The following is a 4716-nucleotide window of genomic DNA, read 5'->3' as shown; positions in this document are numbered from 1 at the left end:
GCTATTCTTACAACAATAATGGCAATCTAATCAAGAAAGACAATACAACCTATGCCTATGATTACGAAAACCGTCTCACCCAAATAACCTATCCCGATAACTCAACCCAAACCTTTACCTATTGCCCCTTAGGAAAAAGAATAAGCAAAACCCCATCCTCTATAAACTATGAACTATCAACGATGAACTATCTCTATGATGACCAAGACCTCATTGCCGAATATTCTCCCGAAGGAACCCTAACATCAAGATACACCTTTGGCCCTGGTATTGACAACCCAATCTCAGTAAGAATAGGAAGTGAAAGCTATTTCTACCACCTTGATGGCTTAGGCTCAGTAATCTTTATCACCGACAAGGAAAAAAACATTGTCTCATCTTACAATTACGATGCCTTTGGAATGCCTTTTGGCTCATCCTCAATCCCCAATCCCTTTCTCTTTACCTCCCGAGAATACGAACCCAAAGCAAACCTTTACTACTACCGGGCAAGATACTATGATCCTGAGGTGGGGAGGTTCTTGAGTATGGATCCGATATTGGGATTATTGCAGAGTGGATTATGTCCTTCCTGCAGTAAAGTTTCATTTTCTTTCAATCCTATATTACCCTATTTACTAAAACTTCCAGAAATGTTACATCCCTATGTTTATGTAGAGAATAATCCAGTAAACTTAGTTGATCCTAAAGGACTGATAGGAATAAAATCAGGATGCGATTGCCTTATGGACTGCCTAGGAGATTCTGCAAAAGAAAATTTAAAGGAACTTGGGAGATGTCTTGTAACAAATGTTCCAGCAGGTGCAGCATTTGGAGTTGGTGTGTGTGGAGTAATAACATTGTTTGAACCATATCTTTTACCAGCTTTTCCTGAATGTGCGGCTTTAGCTGGAATATCAACAGGAGGACTAATGGGATTGGCTTGTTTGGCAAATTTTAATATCTCAAATCTTGCAGCTCTTATAGGTTGTGGCATAGTTTGTGCCACCCAATGAATTAAAAATCTATGGAAGATATTACTGAATTTGAATGTAATGGATGTGGAATAAAATTTTCTCCTGAACAAGGTGGAATGTGTTTTCTCTGTAATAAACTATTTTGCAACCTTTGCTTAAATGCTTTTAAAGATGAAGAAGGAACAAAATATTTTTGTATAGAATGTAAAAAACCTAATAAAAAAACTCATACATTATTCACAAAATGGTCTACTCAAACACTGTTCTTTTTAAGAAAATTAAGAAATCTAAATTCTTTATCAAAAAAACTATGAATAATTTTTTAGCTTCTTGTGGAGCAATAAGCTATTTCTATGACAGCAATGGCAATCTGGTTAAGAAAGACAATACATCCTATACCTATGATTATGAAAATCGGCTAACTCAAATAACCTATCCTGACAAATCAACCCAAACCTTTACCTATTGCCCATTAGGAAAAAGAATCGCTAAGGATAATTCCATCTTTCTCTATGATGACCAAGATCTAATTGCTGAATATGACCCTCAAGGCACCCTCAAGGCAAGATATACCTTTGGCCTTGGCATTGACAACCCAATCTCAGTAAGAATAGGAACCCAAAGCTATTTCTACCACCTTGATGGCTTAGGCTCGGTAATCTTTATCACCGACAAAGACAAAAACATTGTTTCATCTTATAATTACGACGCCTTTGGAATACCTTTTGGCTCATCCTCAATCCCTAATCCCTTTCTCTTTACCGCAAGGGAATACGAACCCAAACTAAACCTTTACTACTACAGGGCAAGATACTATGACCCAAGCGTAGGAAGGTTTATTTCAACCGACCCCATCCTTCGTCCCCCATCCTGCCCTACCTGCCCTGGGGCAAATACATTTCCCATTAAAGGGGCAGGGTTGTTGAGTTATCAAGGAATCAAGAAGAATATGCTTTATGACCCTCAAACATTGTATTTATATGCTTATGTTCATAATAACCCTGTAAATTGGATTGATCCAATGGGATTATGGGAGATGATATTCCCTCAATCTTCTGAATGTTATATAGAATGTTATTGGGATTGTCGTCGTGAACATCGATGTGATGAACCACTTAAAAGCATAGTGAAAGTAGTTTGTTCTGTAGGATGCGGGCTTAAATGTGCATTTTCTCCGTTCCAACCTCCGCCAGATAAAGGGTTTCGTGGTCCAAATGAACCTGGACCTGCTCCTCCCATACCTCCTCCAGAAGAAAATGACCGTAAAAAATAAGAAGTAAGATGGGACAGCACTTAGCGAACTTAATAATAATTTTTGGTCTCCCAATAATAGGGATTGCAATAGGGGTGTTTTTTAGAAAACATTCTTTAAAAATACAAAAACTTATATCTTTTCCGTTAATTACTGGTTGTTTAACTACTTGGTTCCTATGGTGTTTTATTTATATAGGGCCATTGAATATAGTTAAGCTTGAATCTGAGATTACATTAATTCTTCTTGGATTATTAGTAAGCCTTTGTGGATTAATCCTTGGTATATTGATAAGCAATAAAATATTGGTAGTAAAATTTAAGCTTATCTCTTTCAGCACAATAGGAATGTTTTTTAGTGTCTTGATAGGAGGGACAATAATGGGTAGTTTAGTAGGACTTTGTTTTGAAGCTGGATTTTTTAACCATCATCTGAAAGAAAAGATTGATACTCTATTCCCATTTTCTATTGTTATTTTTACCCTGATGACCTCTTTAGGAGGCTTTCTTGGTGCAATGTTATGGAGCAAAAAGCTAAAACAGGAGGAGGTTTGCTATGAAATGGAAATATGGGTAAAAAATATAAAAAATATAGCCATCACCATACTTCTTTCTATTTTACTTTGTGAAATTTCCTATATATTGCCAATCTTTGAGTTATTTGAATTAGACACATTAGACTTCAGGTTTAATTTTCAAAATAGGGTTAAAATCTTTGAAGATATTGTAATTATAGATATTGACGACGAAACAATACGGCAATTTGGACAAATGAAAGGAGGAACAAGGGTCTATTACGCTAATGTAATTGATTATTTGAACCAAGGCGGAGCAAAGACTATTGGCTTTGATATGCTTTTTCCTGAGAAAAGCACAATCTTTCCTGAAGGAGACCAAGAATTAGCTAATGCAACAGAAAGGGCAAGAAATGTATGTCATTCTATTTTCTTCTACAATAGAGAGTCTTGGGGAACAAATACTTTTCCTGATGTTCCAGAGTTATTAAAGAGATTTTCTTACGGAGAAAATTGTGCATATTATCCAGCAGATGAGGATATACCAGCTAAAGAAGAACCTATTTTTGAATGGGAAGAAAATGATTCTGTGTATGTGCCAATAGAACCTGTTTTGAAAAAGACAGCAAGGATTGGGCATATCAATATTTATACTGATATAGACGGTATTGTCAGAAAGATTCAATATTTGATGCCTTATATGGGTGAGATATACCCTTTCCTTGCATTTCAATTAACCTGTGATTATCTAGGGATAAAGAAAGAAGATATAAAAATAGTTAAAAACAAATTCATTGATATGGGTAAGATAAAAATCCCTATTGATAGAGAAGGAAAAACTTTTATAAACTATAAGCTTTCCTCGGTTCGTAAATTTCCTTTTCATATGGTTTTAAAAAGGGAAATTCCAGCAGAGTATTTTAAAAATAAGATTGTTTTAATTGGGGGAAGTTATCCTCCTCTCTTTGACACTGTCCCAACCTCTATTGAACTCATTATGCCAAGGGCAGAATTTCACGCCAATATCATTTACAGCATCATAAAAGGTAATTTCATTTTCCCGATAGAAAAACATTTGATGATTATTATTTGTATTCTTCTTGGTGTAATAACAGGATTGGCTTCTTCTTTCTTTTCCCCTCTAAAAAGCATCATTATTACAATTATTCTGCTTATGGGTTATCTAATCCTTGTATTTTGTCTATTTGAATTCAAAGGAATCTATATTGAAATAATTCGTCCAATGTTTATAGTGGTGTTTATGAGACTCCTTTTTTTAGAAAAAAGCTTAATCTCAAGAAAAAAAATGACCAAACTTATCTTTTCCTTTCTTTTACTTCTTTTTGCCTTTCTTTTTCCTATCCATACCCTGGCTGATGAGTGCCCTGACGAGGATGAGCAAGACTACTGCGATATTTCTCCTTCCCCAGGTTTTAATGGTGCCTCTGGAGGCGGGGGCGGTGGTGGAGGCTCTGGTGGCTGTGGCGATGAAGATAATGATGACGATGATGGAGATCCTCCCGAACCTCCAGAGCCTGACCATCCTGATGATACCCTAGATGTTAGCGCAATCCATCCCTACCTTAAGCCACAAGGGGAGGCAGATATTGCTATGCTTAACAAAGGGCTCTATCCAGAATGTGGGATGCTTTTGCAAAACCTTGAAATTCCCTATGCTATACATCGGGATGTTCCTGAGGTAGATGACCATTCCATCCTTATTATCCCCTCAGGAGGTTTAGCCGGCAAGGAAAACTCAAGGGTATTCAAGGAACAACTTGAATCCTATGCAAACCAAGGAGGAACCATAATCTGCTTCTCCCAGCAATATGGGGAGGAATTTAGGGCATTGCCAGGAAACCTTGGTGGCTATGGCTGGAGGCAGGACCAATCCTGCTGGACAAATGCCGCATATATTGAGAATGACCATCCGATATTTGCCTCTCAAGATAACCTTTACCTTACCGCAAACATTGATGGGTATTTTAGTGAAT

The 4716-nt window shown here is 36.9% G+C and carries 4 protein-coding genes; all 4 read left to right on the top strand.

Annotated elements, in window-relative coordinates:
* Positions 1-995: RHS repeat-associated core domain-containing protein (locus AB1630_10500; protein MEW6104219.1), on the top strand; the 995-nt coding region annotated here is incomplete at its 5' end.
* Positions 996-1006: 11 nt separating this feature from the next.
* Complete coding sequence (locus AB1630_10495; GenBank protein MEW6104218.1) at positions 1007-1270, top strand: hypothetical protein; 264 nt, start codon at positions 1007-1009, stop codon at positions 1268-1270.
* On the top strand, positions 1267-2229 hold the full coding sequence (locus AB1630_10490) for an RHS repeat-associated core domain-containing protein (GenBank protein ID MEW6104217.1): 963 nt from the start codon (positions 1267-1269) through the stop codon (positions 2227-2229). The genes AB1630_10495 and AB1630_10490 overlap by 4 nt, the downstream gene beginning before the upstream one ends.
* 182 nt (positions 2230-2411) lie before the next feature.
* A partial coding sequence (locus AB1630_10485) for a CHASE2 domain-containing protein (GenBank protein ID MEW6104216.1) occupies positions 2412-4716 on the top strand: 2305 nt, incomplete at its 3' end.

This window comes from bacterium, assembly GCA_040753555.1.
Lineage (GTDB): Bacteria > UBA9089 > UBA9088 > UBA9088 > UBA9088 > JBFLYE01.
The sequence above is the reverse complement of the archived record's forward strand: the minus strand, read 5'-3'. Positions and strand labels throughout refer to the sequence as shown.